Source organism: Streptomyces sp. NPDC038135 (assembly GCF_055601245.1).
Genome location: NZ_JBVJXS010000001.1, coordinates 582,698 through 598,785 on the forward strand (window position 1 = coordinate 582,698; position 16,088 = coordinate 598,785).

The window sequence follows — 16,088 nt, forward strand, 5'->3', positions numbered from 1 at the left end:
GACCGCCAGCAACGATACCGGCACTCCGGAAGGCCCCCTCGGGACGGGGGCGGGGCCGGAAGGTAGCGTTCGGAGGGAATCACGAAGGAGCAGCCCCGGGAACGCGGTCGCCGTGCGGTGCGTTCACGGGGTGGAAGCTCAACGCGGACAACCGCGCTCACCTAGGGGAAGACGCTCTTTTGATGCCCGATCGCAGCCTGCGACTCCTCACGTTCCCGCCGCTCCGGGCCCAGCGAGGCGAGCGTGCCGGCGTGCTGCTCCGGGAGCGGCCGGCCTCGCCGCCCGAGGCGCCGTCGGGCGGCAAGGACGGCGAGGAGCAGGGCGGCGAGCGGCAGGACGACAACCCGTTCGCGCCGCCGCCGGAAGGCGCCCCGGACCAGCCGTGGCGGCCCCGCCACCCGGAGGGTTCCTCGGGTTCGCAGGGCGACTCCCGGTGGGGCAGCCAGTGGAGCGACCGCCAGCCCGGCCGCTCCCCCGGCGGCTTCGGCGAGCGCCCCGGCAGCCGCCCCGAGGGCCCCGGACCGGGCGGCCCGACCGGCCCCGGCATGCGCTGGGACCCGACGGACCCGGCCCAGCGCCGTGCGCGCTACGCCCTGCTGTCCGGCATGTGGGCCGTCTTCTTCGCCCTGTTCAGCTGGCCGTACGTGGCGCTCCTGCTGGGCGCCCTGGCCTTGTACTGGGGCATCAGCGCCCTGCGCGCCAAGCCCCGCAACCCCGGCCCGGACGCCCCCGCCCCCGCGGCCGGCGCCCGCCCGCAGACCACTGCGGCGATCAGCGGCCTGGTCACGGCCGGCCTGGCCCTGCTGCTGGTGGCCATGACCTTCACGGTCCAGCTCGTCTACAGCGACTACTACACCTGCGTCAGCGACGCCCTGACCCACCAGGCCAAGCAGTCCTGCGAGCAGCACCTGCCGAAGGAGCTGCGCGGGGTCCTCGGGGTCGGGGACGGCTGAGGTCTCGTACGTCCGGGTCGGTGACCCGGGGCCCACGGAGCGAGGCGGCTCGGCGCCTGTGCCTACGACGAAGCCGACTCGCCCTTCTCTGCGCGGGAGTCGGCTGGAGCCGCTTCGCCGGTGGGGCGGGGCTCGTCCGGCGGCGGGGAAGTCGGGGTCGGCCCTTCCGAGGGTGCGGCGGTCTGCGCCGATGGCGGGACTTGGTCCTTGTCCTGGGCGGGTGCGGCTTCGGTGGGCCGGGCCCCGTCCGTCGCCGTGGGCAGGGGCTGCTGCGTGGATGACTCGGCGGCCGGCGCCGGTGAACGGCCGGGGCCGTCGTCCTGCGCTGGTGGCTCGGCGGGTGTCGGGCCTCCGGTGTCCGTCGCCGGCGCCAGGGGCGGCCACTGCCGCGGGGGCTTGGCGGCCGCGCGCAGGGCTTCCCAGCGCGACGCCCGGGAGAGGTCGTCGTTCTGCCAGGCCGGCGGGTACGGGTCGTCGGTGGGCAGGAAGTCGTAGAGCTCGTCCTCCAGCCGCCCCCCGCCCGGCGCCTTCGCCGTCCGCGCCGCCTTCCCGGTCTTCGGCTGCTTGGGCGTCGCACCCCCGGCCGGCTCCTCGGTGGTGTTCCCGGGTGCGGCCCGCCCGGCCCCCGTGTCCTTCGCCGCCCGCCCGGCCGGCTCGGTGTCCCCCGCCCGGCCCCGCCACAGCCGCCAGGCCCGTGAGATCAGCGCGACCGGCAGACCGGTCGTCATGACCCACACCGCGGCCACCGGACCGCCCTGCCACCACACCGGGCCGAAGTCGGCCAGCGCGGCCGCGCCCAGGCGGCCTCCGGACAGCGCGGCGAGGAGCGCCACGGCCGCTCCGCACAGCAGCGCCGCCACGACCAGCGCCCCCGCCGTCCGCAGCGCGGACCAGGGCGCCGCCCGCCGCTCGGCACCCTCCCGTCGGCGCAGGCCGGCGGCCGCCCGCGCCAGGAACCAGGCCACCGTCACCCCGGCCGCCACCGGCACCAGGCCCGCGCCCCAGTTCAACCGGGTCCCGGGGCCCGCGTCCGGCACCGCAGCGAGCAGCGGGAACGGCGGCAGGAGCGGGGCGGGGTCGGAGGCGAGGGGGTGCACCAGGTGCCCGGCGCCGAGGACGAAGCCGGGGCCGAGGGCGTAGGACGCCGACCACACCGCCGCGTTCGGGATCAGCGCGATGCCGAGCAGCAGGACCGCGAAGCGGCCGGTCCAGCCCGACGTGAGCTGCAGGAACGACGCGCGCGCCACATCGCCGTGCAGCACCAGCGACACCCCGAGCAGCAGCGCCCCGCCGCCGACCAGCACCGCGGTCCCGGCCGCGGCGGCCCGTACCGCCGCGTCCAGCCGGGCCCACGCGTCCGCCCCGGTCAGCAGCCGTCGTACCGGCCCGGGCAACAGGGGCAGCAGGGCGCGCAGGGGCCCGCGCGGGCAGCCGTGCGCCGTCCACACCCCGACGGCCGCGGGCACGGCGGCGACCAGCGGCAGGCACACCGTCACCCAGCCCCACTGGGGCCGCAGTGCGCCGCCGGAGCAGTACAGCGCTGCGGCGGCGCCGACGCCGAGGTAGCCGAGGACCACGCCCGTCCACGCCGTGCGCGCCGGGACGGGAGGCGGGCCGTCGGGCTCGGGCGAAGCGTCCGTGGCGTCCCGCGCGGCCCGGTAGACCAGCCACACCGGGAGCGCGAGGAGCAGCAGCGGGGACACGCCCACCGGCTGGGGCGCGCCGGACAGCGTGTCGGTGCGGACCAGTTCGACGCCGTGGCCGAGCAGCCAGAGCGCGGCGGCCACGTGCAGCGCGCCGTCGGGTCCGCTGTCGGGGTACGGCGAGCTGATCCACAGCGCCAGCACGAGGACGGCGAGCGAGCCGAGCCCGAGCGCGGCGGCGACCGCGCCGCCCAGCAGGCCGGCGCCCAGTCCGGGCGATCGGTCGCGCATTCCGTGCAGCAGGGGCGGCAACGACGGTCGGCGATCGGTCATCAGGGTCACGCCCGCCATGCTCCCAACGACACGCGCTTTCCCGTCGTAACAGCAGAACCTCCGATGTGTCGCTCAATATATGTTTATGTACTTTTTCGGCTGAAGGAGTGTTCTGTGACGGAAAGCCCGGCCAGCCCGTTGCCACCACCGAAGGAACGCCGACGCCTGCGTGAGGCGGCGGCGCTGACACAGGCTCAGGCCGCCGAGCGGATCGGCGTCGGCCGCGCCACGCTCCGCGCCTGGGAGCGTGGCCGCAGCACTCCCGGCGGCCGGGAGGGCGAGGCGTACACCCGCCTGCTGGCCGCCCTCGCCGAACCCGCGGCCGGCCGGAGGGACGCCGACGGGGCGGCGGCACCGCCCGCGCTGACGCCCGATCAGGCCTTCGACGCGCTGTACGCGTTCTGCGCCCCCGCCCTGGTCCGGCAGACCTACCTGCTCACCGGGCGCCGCGAGCTGGCCCGGGAGGCCGTGGAGCACGCCTTCCAGGTCGCCTGGCAGCGCTGGCCGGAAGTGGCCCAGGACCGGGACCCGGCGGGCTGGGTGCGGGCGATGGCCTACGAGTGGGCCCTCTCCCCCTGGCACCGCTTCCGCCCCCGCCACCGCTCCCCCGAGCCCCCGCCGGCCGACCCCGCCGACCGCGCGCTGCTGAACGCCCTGCTCGAACTGCCGCCGTCGTACCGGCGCACCCTCGTGCTGTACGACGGCGTCGGCCTCGACCTGCCCGAGACGGCGGCGGAGACGGAGGCCAGCACGCCCGCCGCGGCCGGCCGGCTGACCCGCGCCCGGGAGGCGGTGGCGGCGCGGGTCCCGCACCTGGCCGACCCCGCCGAACTGCACCGGCGGCTGGTCGAGCTCGCCTCGACGGAACGGCTGCAGCCGCCGAGACCGACGACGGTACGGACGACCGGCGAACGCCGGAACGTGTTCTGGACCCGCGCGGCCATCGCCTTCACGGTCGCGATCATCGGCTCCACGGCGCTGACCCTGCGCACCGCGCCGACCCATTACGAGCCGCCCATCGCCCCGGCCCAGGCGGTGCAGGGGGTGCCGCCGCCCGCCGCGATGGGCCCCCTGTCCCGCGAGGAGCAGGCACTGCGCGACAAGCTCCGCCGCTCGCAGACCAGCGGCCCGCAACGGCTGACGCCCCTGGCCGGGTGACGCCCTCACGCCCGCGGCACGGCGGGCGCGAACGCCGGTAGGCCCGCCCCACACGGGGACGGGCCTACCGGCACTCGGTCAGGAAGCTCAGGCGCTCAGGATCTCCCGGGCCAGCTTCGCCGTCTCGGTCGGCGTCTTGCCGACCTTGACGCCGGCGGCCTCGAGGGCCTCCTTCTTCGCCTGGGCGGTGCCGGACGAACCGGAGACGATGGCGCCGGCGTGGCCCATGGTCTTGCCCTCGGGCGCGGTGAAGCCCGCGACGTAACCGACGACCGGCTTGGTCACGTTCTCCTTGATGAACGCGGCCGCGCGCTCCTCGGCGTCGCCGCCGATCTCGCCGATCATCACGATCAGGTCGGTCTCGGGGTCGTCCTGGAACGCGGCCAGGGCGTCGATGTGGGTGGTGCCGATGATCGGGTCGCCACCGATGCCGACGGCCGTCGAGAAGCCGATGTCACGCAGCTCGTACATCATCTGGTACGTCAGCGTGCCGGACTTCGAGACCAGGCCGATGCGGCCCGGCTTGGTGATGTCGCCCGGGATGATGCCGACGTTCGACTGGCCCGGGGTGATGATGCCGGGGCAGTTCGGGCCGATGATGCGGGTCTTGTTGCCCTTCTTGCCGGCGTACGCCCAGAAGGAGGCCGTGTCGTGCACGGCGATGCCCTCGGTGATCACGACGGCCAGCGGGATCTCGGCGTCGATGGCCTCGACGACCGCGTCCTTGGTGAACTTCTCCGGCACGAAGATGACGGAGACGTTGGCGCCGGTCTTCTCGATGGCCTCCTTGACGGTGCCGAAGACCGGTACCTCGGTGCCGTCGAAGTCCACGGACTGACCCGCCTTGCGCGGGTTCACGCCGCCCACGACGTTGGTGCCGTCACCGAGCATGAGCTTGGTGTGCTTCATGCCGGTGGAGCCGGTCATGCCCTGGACGATGACCTTGCTGTCCTTGTTGAGCCAGATAGCCATGGTGTGTTGTGTCCTCGTCCTGAGTGCTTACTTGGCGGCGTGGGCCAGCTCGGCGGCCTTGTCGGCCGCCCCGTCCATGGTGTCGACGCGCTGCACCAGCGGGTGGTTGGCGTCGGTGAGGATCTGCCGGCCCAGCTCGGCGTTGTTGCCGTCCAGACGGACGACGAGCGGCTTGCTGACGTTCTCGCCGCGGTCCTCGAGGAGCTTCAGGGCCTGCACGATGCCGTTGGCGACCTCGTCGCAGGCGGTGATGCCGCCGAAGACGTTGACGAAGACCGACTTGACGTCGGGGTCGCCGAGGATGATCTCCAGGCCGTTCGCCATCACCTGGGCGGAGGCGCCACCGCCGATGTCCAGGAAGTTGGCGGGCTTGACGTTGCCGTGCTTCTCACCGGCGTACGCGACGACGTCCAGGGTGCTCATGACGAGACCCGCGCCGTTGCCGATGATGCCGACCTCGCCCTCGAGCTTGACGTAGTTGAGGTTCTTCTCCTTGGCGGCGGCCTCGAGCGGGTTGGCCGCGGCCTTGTCGTGGAGCTCCTCGTACTCGGGGTGGCGGAACTCGGCGTTCTCGTCGAGCGACACCTTGCCGTCGAGGGCGATGACCTCGCCGGAGGCGACCTTCGCCAGCGGGTTGACCTCGACGAGGAGGGCGTCCGACTTGATGAAGGTGTCCCACAGCTTGATCAGGACGTTGACGACCTTGTCCGCGACCTCGGCCGGGAACTTGGCGGCCTCGACGATCTCGCGGGCCTTGGCCTCGTCCACGCCGTCGATGGCGTCGATCGCGATCTTGGCGACGGCCTCCGGACGGGTGGCCGCGACCTCCTCGATCTCCATGCCGCCCTCGACGGAGGCGATGGAGAGGAAGGTGCGGTTGGCACGGTCGAGGAGGAAGGAGACGTAGTACTCCTCGACGATCTCCGGAGCGGTCTCGGCGATCATGACCTTGTGGACCGTGTGGCCCTTGATGTCCATGCCGAGGATGTCCGTCGCCCGGGCGACGGCCTCGTCCGCGGAGGCGGCCAGCTTGACGCCACCGGCCTTGCCGCGACCACCGACCTTCACCTGCGCCTTGACGACGGACTTGCCGCCCAGCCGCTCGGTGATCTCGCGCGCCGCCTCAGGCGTGTCGATGACTTCACCGGCCAGCACCGGTACATCGTGCTTGGCGAAGAGGTCCCTCGCCTGGTACTCGAACAGGTCCACGCGCTTCCGTCCCTATCAGTGATCTCGCGGTTCGTTGGATGCGTGGGCGTGCCGCGAAGGGCAACGTGACGTCCGCTGTGTCACAAGGGAAGCGCACACGGTGTCCGAGCGCGCGGCATGTCCGTCTCGCAGGTTATCGCCGCTTGCCGGGGGTCCCTAAATCGAGGGTCACACCTGAGCGGTGATACCTGTCACATGATGCCGGTTTTGCTGGCACCGCGTGCCGAGGATGGAGGGATGTGCGCGGCCTCACCGGGCTGGGGTGAACCCGGTGAGGCCCCCGAACGGGCCGCTGGGGCCCTGGACGGGCGGTCCCCACCCCAATGGGAACCACCCGCCCCGTGCCGCGGAGGGCCGGCCGGACGGGCCGACGGGATTCGGCCGTCCGGGTCCGGTCCGCTCCGCGGAGTCGGTCGCGGGCTTCAGGCCCGCACGCCGTACTGGTCGGTCAGGCCGTGCGCATACCCCGGAGTGACGGTCTCAGCGGCCCGCCCGGCGCCGTCCACGGCGTGGGCGGCCAGCGGCCCGGCGGTGACCCGCGCGGTCCAGCCGAGGTCCTGGGCGAAGGGCCCCACCTGCCGCGTGACGGGCCCGGTCGCGCCGACGACGCCGTCCGCGAACGGCACCGCCTCGCCCGCCACGCCGTACGCCAGCCCGCTCGCACTGCCGCCGACGCCGTCCACGACCGGCCGCACCGTCCCGGTGACCTGGTCCACCACCGGCCGCACGGACCCGGTGACCCCGGCCGCGAACGGCGGCACCTGCCCGGTCACGCCGTGCGCGAGGGCGCCGGCCTGCCCGGTCGCCTCCTGGACTGCCGGCGGCACGGCGCCCACGACACCGGACGCGAAGGGCGCCACGGCACCGGTCACCCCGTACGCGAGCGCCCCCGCGTCCGTGACGGCCTGCCCGGCGACCGGCACGACCCCGTGCACGGCGGCCCCGGCGACCGGCGGCAGCACGGCGTCCCCGGTGTCCTGGACGACCCGGCCGGCCAGCCCCGTGGCGTACGGCGGCACGCCCTCGACGACCCCGCCGGCCACGGGCAGGACGTCGGCCAGGGCGCCGCCGGCGGTGCGGTCCACTCCGGCCACGGCGGACCCGGCGGCACCGCGCACGCCGCCCACCGCGCCCGTGGCGGTCCCGTCGACGCCGTTCACGGCGCCGCCCGTGACGCCGTTCAGGTCGGCCGTGGCGTCCGCGGCGAGTGCGCGCACGTGCGCCGCGGCGTCCGTGGCGGTGCCACCGACGCCCGCGACCGCGTACCCGGCGGTGGGCAGCACACCCGACACGGCGCCCGTCGCGGTGTACTGGACGTCCGTCACCGCGCCCGCGGCGGTGCCGTGCACGCCCTCGACCGCGTGCCCGGCGGCGGGGAGGACACCCGCCACGGCCTGCCCGGCGACCGGCAGCACACCGTGCACGGCGGCGGAGGCCACCGGCGGGACCACGGCGGCGGCCGTCTCGTCCACGACCGGGGCGACAGTGCCCGGAACCGCCCCCACGGTGCCCGTGACCCGCCGCTGGGCGCCGGCGACCGTGCCGGTGACGTGCGCGGGCACGCCGGAGACGGTGTCCCCGGCCCTCAGGCGGGTCTCCGACGCGGTGGTCCGGAGCCCGGTCTGCGCGGCGGCCAGCGCCTCCTCCACCTCGGGGGCGAAGGAGGACAGCGGGCCGAAGAGGTAGTCGATCTCGCCCTGAGGGGCGGGGGCCGAGACGGGGGTGACCACCTCGGCCACCCTGGCGGGCCGGGCGGTGGTGCCGCCGAGGAGCCCGTCGCCCGCCTCCCGCAGGTGCTGGGCGTGCTGCGCGGTCGGCGCGTGCGCCTCGGCCCGGTCCTGTGCGGCGCGGGCGGCCTGCGCGCCCCTGACGGCCTCGTCGCCCCTGATCCGCTTGGCGGCCGGGGTCGTGGTTCCGGCGCGACGGCGGGCCTCGCCGGCGGTGTCCGTGACGGCCCCGGCCGGCTTGCGCGCCTCGGACGCCGTGCCCGCGACGGTGTCGGCGGCCGTGTCCGTCAGCCGGGAGACGGTGCCGGTGACACCGGTGGCGCCGGCGACATCGGTGACGTCGGTGAGGACGCCGTCGACGGTGCCGGTGAGCGCGCCGGTCAGGGTGCCGGTGCTGGTGTCGGTGTCCGGCACGGAGACCGAGGGGGAGGACAGCTCGTCGGCGCTGGCCGCGGCCGAGCCCAGCGCCCAGGCGCCGGTGACACCGGCGGCGATCACTATGGAACGGCGGATGTTCTTGTTCATTGCGTGCGTCAGTCCTTCGGAAACGGCTGGGGGTTTCCGTCCGGGGATCGCCGAGAGATCGGGAGAACACGCCCGGACGGCGGGCAGACCTGCTGCGCCCCGCGCGACAGGTCGGAGGTCGGCCCTTGTGCCTAGCCGGGGAAGAGAGGGATGTCCCGGTGCCGTTCCCGGGTCCCTGGCGCGTCGACGCGCGCGGTGGCGCCGGGCAGCAGCCGCAGGGGCGCCCGGCCGTCGAGGGCGATCGCGTGCGCGTCGCCGTGCCGATAGGCGGTGCCTTCGGCCGCCTGCTTGCCGAGGGCGCCGTCCGGGGCCCCGGGCGGCGTGGGCCGCTGGGCCGGAGCGCCGGCCGGGGCGTGGGCGTGGCGCGCGCGGGTGTGGGCCGGGGCCGTCGGGGCCTGCGCGGTGGCGGACACGGCGTCCGGACCGTAGGCGGCCGCCGACGGGCGTGCGGGGGCCGCGGTGCGGTGCCCGGTGCGCTCGGCGCTTCCGGCGCTTTCGGTGGCGGGCCCGCCGGCCTGTCCGTCGGCCGGTGCCACGCTGCCGTGCCGGTCCGGCCCGGGCACCGGGATGACCGGCACGGGCGGTCGGTGCACGGGCAGCTCGGCTACTCCGGGGAGCTCCGGCACGGGCAGGGCGGATGTCCCGGGCAGTGTCGTGGACCGCGCCTCGTCGAGGGTGCCGGCCGTCTCGCGCACGACGGTGCGCACCGGCGTGACGACGCGATCGGCGACCGCCTCCACCGAGGTGACGGCATGTCCGACGACGGTGCCGCCGGTGACCCCGCGCACGACGCTGACGACCCGTCCGGTGACGGCTCCCGCGTCGGCGGACGGCGCGGTGCGGGACCTCGCGGCAGTGACCGGCGCGGTGGCGGACGCCGCCCCGGCGGCCGGCGCGGTGAGGGACTGGACGGCCGGCGCGGTGTGGGACTTCGTGACGGTGGCCGGCGCGGTGCGGGACTTCGTGACGGTGGCCGGCGCGGTGCGGGGCCTCGCCGTGACGGTCCCGGCCCCGGCGGTCTGCGCGGCCTCGTGCCCGGTCCGCGGCAGTACCGAGCTCACCGGGGTGGTGGGCGTGCCCTCGGCCGCGTGGGCCTGCTCCCCGCAGAGGAAGCCGAGTGCCAGCAATCCGCCGAGCAGCAGCGCCAGTTGGAGCGCACGCCGCCCGGCCGCGGCGCGCAGCGCGCGCACAGCGGTCCCGAACGGAGCTGCTGTCAGGGTCAAGAGGCGAGCTTCCTCGGGTCGGCGTGGAGAAGGCGGCGTAGATCCTCGCACGCACCGCCCGAGGTAGCGCAAGCCCCCTGTTACCAATGAGTAGCCATGTCCCTTTTTCCCTGCCGGGTCAGGCGGTTTCCGGTATCGGCAGCGGCCGCTTCTCGATCGCCGCCGCCATCACCTCCGGGAACAGATCGGGCGTGCAGGCGAACGCCGGCGCGCCGAGCGCCGCGAGCGCCGCCGCGTGATCCCGGTCGTACGCCGGCGCGCCTTCGTCCGACAGCGCGAGCAGGGTGACGAACTGGACCCCGGACGCCTTCATCGCGGCGACCCGCTTGAGCATCTCGTCGCGTATGCCGCCCTCGTACAGGTCGCTGATCAGCACGACCACCGTCTCGGCGGGCCGGGTGATCCGCTCCTGGCAGTAGGCGAGCGCCCGGTTGATGTCCGTGCCGCCGCCGAGCTGGGTGCCGAAGAGCACGTCGACCGGGTCGTCCAGCTGGTCGGTGAGGTCCACGACCGCCGTGTCGAAGACGACGAGCCGGGTGTCGATCGACCGCATCGAGGCCAGCACCGCGCCGAAGACGGACGCGTAGACCACGGACGCGGCCATCGAGCCCGACTGGTCGATGCAGAGGACGACCTCCTTCTTCACCGACTGCGCGGCCCGCCCGTACCCGATGAGCCGTTCCGGCACGATCGTGCGGTACTCGGGCAGGTAGTGCTTGAGGTTGGCCGCGATGGTGCGGTTCCAGTCGATGTCGTGGTGGCGCGGCCGGCTGACGCGCGCGCTGCGGTCGAGGGCGCCGGTGAGGGTGGCCCGGGTCCGGGAGGCGAGCCGCTTCTCCAGGTCCTCGACCACCTTGCGCACCACCGCCCGCGCCGTCTCCTTCGTCGTCTCCGGCATGGCCTTGTTGAGCGAGAGCAGCGTGCCGACCAGATGCACGTCGGCCTCGACCGCCTCCAGCATCTCCGGCTCCAGCAGCATGGACGCGAGCCCCAGCCGGTCGATGGCGTCGCGCTGCATGACCTGGACGACGGAGGACGGGAAGTAGGTGCGGATGTCGCCCAGCCAGCGCGCCACGGACGGCGCCGACGCGCCCAGTCCCGCCGAACGGTCCCGCCCTCCCTGCGGTCTGTCGCCCTTGCCGTACAGCGCGGCGAGCGTCGTGTCCATCGCCGCGTCCCGGCCGGACAGCGCGTACCCGGTGCCGTCGGCCTGGTCGCCGCCGAGCACCAGCCGCCAGCGCCGCAGCCGCTCCCGCGCCGGGTCGGATTCGGTCAGCAGGGGTTCGCCGGTCATGCGCCCACTCCCGTCAGGCAGTCGTCGTCGCTTCTCGTCGTGCCGCCGGCCGCATCCGGGCCGAGCAGCAGCCGCAGCACCGGCAGCACGGCGTCGGCGCGCACGGTGTCCGGCTCGGCGGCGAAGCCGGGCACGGCGGCCGTCCGGGCCGTGCGGGCGGTGTCCGCTCCCGGCCCGCGGCGCACCAGTTCGCCGAGAGTTCTGCGCACACCGGCCTCGTACGCCGAGAAAGTGCGCCGCAGCAGCGGCAGCACGTCGGTGAACGCGTCCGCCGGGACCCCGGTCAGCCATGCGTCGACCAGGCCGAGCAGTCGTTCGTCGTGGACCAGCAGCATGCCGCCCCCGCCCCCGGCGAAGCCCTCGATCCAGGCCGCCGCCTCGTCGGGCGGAGTGCCCGGGGAGAGCACCAGGCCCATCAACCGGGCCGCCTCCCCGGGCTCCAGCTCGCCGTCGTCCAGCAGCAGCCGCACGGCCCGTCCGCGCACCACTCCGGGCACGGTGTCCCGCGTGGCCAGGGTCCGCAGCACGGCGCGCCAGCGGCCGCGCAGCTCCCCGTGACCGGCGGCCGGGCTGCCGGCCAGGGTCTCCGCGAGCAGGCCCACGGCCGTGTGCACGGCGTCCACATGGCCGCGCATCTCCTGGGCCGCGTCCGCGTCCAGGGCGGCGCAGGCAGGCGGCAGGCCGACGAAGACCCGCTCGGCGAGGCCCGCGGCGACGCCGGCCAGGGCTCCGGTGTCGGTGCCGCGCACGTCGCCGTAGCGCAGGGAGCGGACCAGGGCCGGCAGGGCCTGGGCGAGGTGACCGACGTCCGTGTCGAGGGCCGCCCGGTCGGCGAGCGCCCGCATCACCACGGGCAGCGCGTCCGGCAGCCCGGCGAGCAGGCAGTGCTCGGCGAGGGCGGTGACGTCGGCGAGGGCCCGCGCGGCGAGCGCGTCGGCCTCGGCCTTCGCCGTGGCCGCGGCGAGCACGGTCGTCCCCCACACCCCCGCCTCGGCGACCCGGACCGACAGCTCCGGCTCCCAGCGCAGCCGCCAGGTCTCCCGGAAGGTGCCCGTGCTCCCCCGGGACTCGGCCGGCTCGCCCCAGCCGACGCCGAGCAGCCGCAGCCGGTGCAGCAGCCGGCCGCGGCCGGCGTCGGTCTCCTTGCGCAGGTCGAGCTCCAGCTCCCGCTCCAAGGCCTCCGGCTTCAGCCGCAGCCTGCGCTGCTCGCGGACGAGGTCGCGCTGCAGCGGCACCGCGGGCGCCGTCTCCGGCACCTCGCCCAGCAGGTCGCCGACCACCAGCCGGTCGTGCACCAGCGCCAGCGGTACGTCGGAGCCGTCGCACATCACCGCGCGGACGGCGTCGGTGGTCTCGCTCAGGCCGGGCAGCGGGCGGCCGCGCATCGCCGCGAGGGTGCCGGCGAGCCGCACCGCCTCGATGACGTGCGCGGAGGACACCATCCGGTCCTCCTCGCGCAGCAGCCCCGCCACCTTGGTCAGCCAGCGCTCGACCGGGCGGTCCGGCGCCCGGAACAGGTGCCCGTACCAGCCCGGCGAGTCGATCCCGGCGCCGTAGCCGCTCGACCTGGCCAGCCGGCGGTGCGTCCACGGCACCCAGGTCAGGTCGGTCCTGACCTTGGGCAGCCCCTTGAGCAGGGCCCGGTCGGCGGTGACGGTGGTCCGCTCCCGCAGGGCGGGCACGTGCCACGCGCCGCACACGACGGCCACCGCTGGGCCGAACTCCTTGCGCGCGGCGCGCACCTGGAGCCGCATGTGGGCCTCCCGCACCAGGTCGCGCTGCCGGCCCCCGACGCCGTACCGCTCCCGCAGCGCGGTCATGGCCTCCTCCAGCGCGGCGAACGGCGCGAACGGGTCCCGGGGCCCGGCGCCCCGGTGCTCGACGACGTCCTCCCACCAGCGCTCGGGATCATCGTGACCGGCGGTCCCGGCGAGCACCGCGAGCGGGTCGACGCTCAGGTCGGGCTCCGAGCTCTCACCGTCCCCGGCGCCGGCCGGGTCCTCCGCCCCGGTGTCCCAGGCCAGCGTGTGCGCGGCCGGCAGGTCGATGAAGCGGGCCGGGACGTCGTGCTCGAGGGCCCAGCGGATCGCCACCCACTCGGGGCTGAACTCGGCCATCGGCCAGAACGCCGAGCGGCCGGGCTCGTCCACGGCGTGGGCGAGCATGGCGACCGGGGGCCGCAGGTCCGGGTCGGCGGCCAGCGGGATCAGCGGGTCGGCGTCGGGCGGACCTTCGACGAGTACCGCGCCGGGCCGGGCGGCGTCGAGGGCGGCCCGCACCGCGCGCGCCGAGCCGGGCCCGTGGTGCCGTACGCCCAGCAGCAGCGGTCCTGATCCGTACACGCCGTGCCGGGCCGAGGCGTCGCTCACGCGCTCACCTCCCGGCAGGCCCGGTAGAAGTCCTTCCAGCCGTCGCGCTCACGCACGACCGTCTCCAGGTACTCCTGCCAGATCACCCGGTCGGCCGCCGGGTCGCGGACGACGGCGCCCAGGATGCCGGCGGCGACGTCGCCCGCGCGCAGCACACCGTCGCCGAAGTGGGCCGCCAGGGCCAGCCCGTTGGTCACGACGGAGATCGCCTCGGCCGTGGAGAGCGTTCCGCTCGGCGACTTCAGCTTCGTGCGGCCGTCGGCGGTCAGACCGTCGCGCAGCTCACGGAAGACGGTCACCACCCGGCGGATCTCGTCGATGCCGTCGGGCGCGGCGGGCAGGTCGAGGGAGCGGCCGATCTGCTCGACGCGCCGGGTGACGATGTCCACCTCGGCGTCGGCGCTCTCCGGCAGCGGCAGCACCACGGTGTTGAAGCGGCGGCGCAGGGCGCTGGAGAGGTCGTTGACGCCTCGGTCGCGGTCGTTGGCGGTGGCGATGAGGTTGAAGCCGCGGACCGCCTGCACCTCCTGGCCCAGCTCCGGGATCGGCAGCGTCTTCTCGGACAGGATCGTGATCAGGGTGTCCTGGACGTCTGCCGGGATACGGGTCAGCTCCTCCACCCGGGCGGTCCTGCCCTCGGCCATGGCCCGCATGACGGGGCTGGGCACGAGGGCGTCGCGGCTGGGGCCGTTGGCGAGGAGCTGCGCGTAGTTCCAGCCGTAGCGGATGGCCTCCTCGGGCGTGCCCGCCGTGCCCTGCACCAGCAGGGTCGAGTCGCCGCTGACGGCCGCCGCCAGATGCTCCGACACCCAGGTCTTGGCCGTGCCGGGCACGCCCAGCAGGAGCAGGGCGCGGTCGGTGGCGAGGGTGGTGACGGCGACCTCGACGATGCGGCGCGGGCCCACGTACTTCGGCGTGATGACGGTGCCGTCCGGCAGGGTGCCGCCGAGCAGGTAGGTCGCGACCGCCCACGGCGACATCTTCCAGCGGGCCGGACGCGGACGGTCGTCCTGGGCGGCGAGCGCGGCGAGTTCGGCGGCGAAGGCGTGCTCGGCGTGCGGTCGCAACGCCTGCGCGTCCTGCTCCCCGCTCACGTCGACGGACATCGGTTCCACGGACACAGACATGGCTGAGGCCCCCTCCAGCTCGGCCGGTTCGGATCTGCCACCAACCGTGCACCACACCACTGACAATCGCTCTCACCTGCACGAACGTGCTCGCGGGGCCGATTGTCAGTGGCGGGACCTACCGTCGTTTCCATGACTGAGCAGGGGGTGCGCTGGACCGCGGACCAGGTGCTGGCTCTGGCGCCTGACGCCGCGTCACGCAAGGCGGGAAGCAGACTGGGCACGGCCGGGCCGTGGTCCGGTGCGGGGAGCGGAGAGGGGACGGTGTGGGGGCTGTGCAAGGGCAGCGGCAGCAAGCCGTACCAGACGGTGGTGGACCTCGCGGACGCCGCCGGTCCCGCGTACAGGTGCAGTTGTCCGAGCCGTAAGTTCCCGTGCAAGCACGCCCTCGGCCTGCTCCTGCTGTGGGCGGAGGGCGACGGCTCGGTGCCGGGGGCGGCCGAGCCGCCGGACTGGGCCGGGCAGTGGCTCTCGGGCCGGCGCGAGCGGGCGCGGGACAAGCGCGCCTCGGGCGAGGGCGGCCCCTCGTCCGGGTCCGCCGATCCGGAGGCGGCGCGGCGGCGGGCGGAGCGCCGCGCCGAGCGGGTCACGGCGGGCGCGACGGAGCTGGAGCAGCGCCTCGCGGACCTGCTGCGCGGCGGTCTGGCCGCGGCCGAGCAGGCGGGGTACGGCCTGTGGGAGGAGACGGCGGCCCGCATGGTCGACGCGCAGGCGCCCGGACTCGCGGCGCGGGTGAGGGAGCTGGGGGCGATACCGGCCTCCGGTCCGGGCTGGCCGGCGCGGCTGCTGGAGGAGAGCGCCCTGCTGCATCTCCTCGACCAGGGCTGGCTGCGCCACGACCGGCTGCCGGACGACCTCGCGGCCACGGTCCGCTCCCGGCTCGGTCTGCCCGCCGTGCCGGACGGCCCGCCGCTGCGCGACCGCTGGCTGGTCCTGGCGCAGTACGACACGGCCGACGCGAAACTGACGACGCGCCGGATATGGCTGCACGGCGCGGACTCGGGCCTGACCCGGCTGCTCCTCTCCTACGGCGCGGCCGGCCGGGCACCGGAGCTGTCGCTGCCGGTCGGCCTCGCGCTGGACGCGGACCTGTCCGTGTTCCCCGGCGCCGGTCAGGTACGGGCGGCCCTGGGCGAGCAGTACGCCCCGCCCGCACCCGCCTCACTGCGCCCGCCCGGCGGGACCACCACCGAGGCCGCGGCGCGCTACGGCGAGGCCCTGCGCGCGGACCCCTGGCTGGACTCGGTCCCGGTCACGCTGGACCGGGTCGTACCCGCCCGGGACGCGGACGCGGGAGACGCCTGGCAACTGGCCGACGCGGAGGCGGACTCGGCGCTGCCGCTCACCGAGGCGTTCCGGGCCCGCCCGGGTCTGTGGCGTCTGGTCGCCCTGTCCGGCGGCGCCCCCGTGCGGGTCTTCGGCGAGTGCGGCCACCGCGGCTTCACCCCGCTGACGGCGTGGCCCGAGGGTCCGGGCGACCCGGTGACGCTGTGCTGACCGGGCCCGGACCACGCCGGCGGAAGAACGGGGCAGCGCCCTCAGTGACGGAAGGGGA

Annotated in this window: 11 protein-coding genes; 3 read left to right on the top strand and 8 right to left on the bottom strand. The window is 75.4% G+C overall.

The window, feature by feature from the left end; translation table 11 throughout:
• Nucleotides 1-182 precede the first annotated feature (182 nt).
• On the top strand, nt 183-953 hold the full coding sequence (locus tag ACZ7JA_RS02735; RefSeq protein WP_470806918.1) for a hypothetical protein: 771 nt from the start codon (nt 183-185) through the stop codon (nt 951-953).
• A gap of 62 nt (nt 954-1,015) precedes the next feature.
• Here ACZ7JA_RS02735 and ACZ7JA_RS02740 read toward each other — a convergent pair whose 3' ends face one another.
• Nucleotides 1,016-2,947, bottom strand: a complete 1,932-nt coding sequence (locus ACZ7JA_RS02740) for a cell division protein PerM (RefSeq protein WP_470806920.1) — start codon at nt 2,945-2,947, stop codon at nt 1,016-1,018.
• A 96-nt stretch (nt 2,948-3,043) separates the two neighbouring features.
• Between ACZ7JA_RS02740 and ACZ7JA_RS02745 the strand changes: the two genes are divergently transcribed.
• Nucleotides 3,044-4,087, top strand: coding sequence for an RNA polymerase sigma factor (locus ACZ7JA_RS02745; RefSeq protein ID WP_351670287.1), 1,044 nt, complete (start codon nt 3,044-3,046; stop codon nt 4,085-4,087).
• A gap of 87 nt (nt 4,088-4,174) precedes the next feature.
• On the opposite strand, the gene sucD is transcribed toward ACZ7JA_RS02745, so the two are convergent.
• The 7 genes from sucD to ACZ7JA_RS02780 form a co-directional block, all read right to left on the bottom strand.
• Nucleotides 4,175-5,059, bottom strand: coding sequence for a succinate--CoA ligase subunit alpha (sucD, locus tag ACZ7JA_RS02750; RefSeq protein WP_351670289.1), 885 nt, complete (start codon nt 5,057-5,059; stop codon nt 4,175-4,177).
• A gap of 27 nt (nt 5,060-5,086) precedes the next feature.
• Nucleotides 5,087-6,268 carry an ADP-forming succinate--CoA ligase subunit beta gene (sucC, locus tag ACZ7JA_RS02755; RefSeq protein ID WP_351670291.1) on the bottom strand — a complete coding sequence of 394 codons (1,182 nt, stop codon included), beginning with the start codon at nt 6,266-6,268 and terminating at the stop codon, nt 5,087-5,089.
• 422 nt (nt 6,269-6,690) lie between these two features.
• Complete coding sequence (locus ACZ7JA_RS02760) at nt 6,691-8,520, bottom strand: hypothetical protein (RefSeq protein WP_470806921.1); 1,830 nt, start codon at nt 8,518-8,520, stop codon at nt 6,691-6,693.
• A 131-nt stretch (nt 8,521-8,651) separates the two neighbouring features.
• A complete protein-coding gene (locus ACZ7JA_RS02765; protein ID WP_470806923.1) occupies nt 8,652-9,743 on the bottom strand; it encodes a hypothetical protein in 1,092 nt (363 codons plus the stop codon).
• Nucleotides 9,744-9,861: 118 nt separating this feature from the next.
• Nucleotides 9,862-11,037, bottom strand: coding sequence for a VWA domain-containing protein (locus ACZ7JA_RS02770; RefSeq protein ID WP_470806924.1), 1,176 nt, complete (start codon nt 11,035-11,037; stop codon nt 9,862-9,864).
• Nucleotides 11,034-13,406, bottom strand: a complete 2,373-nt coding sequence (locus ACZ7JA_RS02775; protein WP_470806925.1) for a DUF5682 family protein — start codon at nt 13,404-13,406, stop codon at nt 11,034-11,036. Before ACZ7JA_RS02775 ends, ACZ7JA_RS02770 begins: the two co-directional genes overlap by 4 nt.
• The gene (locus ACZ7JA_RS02780; protein WP_389303756.1) at nt 13,403-14,533 is read right to left on the bottom strand and encodes an ATP-binding protein; all 1,131 of its coding nucleotides are present in this window, start codon (nt 14,531-14,533) and stop codon (nt 13,403-13,405) included. Before ACZ7JA_RS02780 ends, ACZ7JA_RS02775 begins: the two co-directional genes overlap by 4 nt.
• A gap of 132 nt (nt 14,534-14,665) precedes the next feature.
• Here ACZ7JA_RS02780 and ACZ7JA_RS02785 point away from each other — a divergent pair, with 132 nt between their 5' ends.
• Nucleotides 14,666-16,030, top strand: coding sequence for an SWIM zinc finger family protein (locus ACZ7JA_RS02785; RefSeq protein WP_389445972.1), 1,365 nt, complete (start codon nt 14,666-14,668; stop codon nt 16,028-16,030).
• Nucleotides 16,031-16,088: the final 58 nt, after the last annotated feature.

Excerpts from the sequence above, each read along its gene's own strand:
- ACZ7JA_RS02770 (WP_470806924.1), bottom strand. The coding sequence starts at position 11,037 with ATGACCGGCGAACCCCTGCTGACCGAATCCGACCCGGCGCGGGAGCGG.
- ACZ7JA_RS02740 (WP_470806920.1), bottom strand. The coding sequence starts at position 2,947 with ATGGCGGGCGTGACCCTGATGACCGATCGCCGACCGTCGTTGCCGCCC.
- ACZ7JA_RS02780 (WP_389303756.1), bottom strand. The coding sequence starts at position 14,533 with ATGTCTGTGTCCGTGGAACCGATGTCCGTCGACGTGAGCGGGGAGCAG.
- ACZ7JA_RS02785 (WP_389445972.1), top strand. The coding sequence starts at position 14,666 with ATGACTGAGCAGGGGGTGCGCTGGACCGCGGACCAGGTGCTGGCTCTG.
- ACZ7JA_RS02760 (WP_470806921.1), bottom strand. The coding sequence starts at position 8,520 with ATGAACAAGAACATCCGCCGTTCCATAGTGATCGCCGCCGGTGTCACC.
- ACZ7JA_RS02735 (WP_470806918.1), top strand. The coding sequence starts at position 183 with ATGCCCGATCGCAGCCTGCGACTCCTCACGTTCCCGCCGCTCCGGGCC.
- sucD (WP_351670289.1), bottom strand. The coding sequence starts at position 5,059 with ATGGCTATCTGGCTCAACAAGGACAGCAAGGTCATCGTCCAGGGCATG.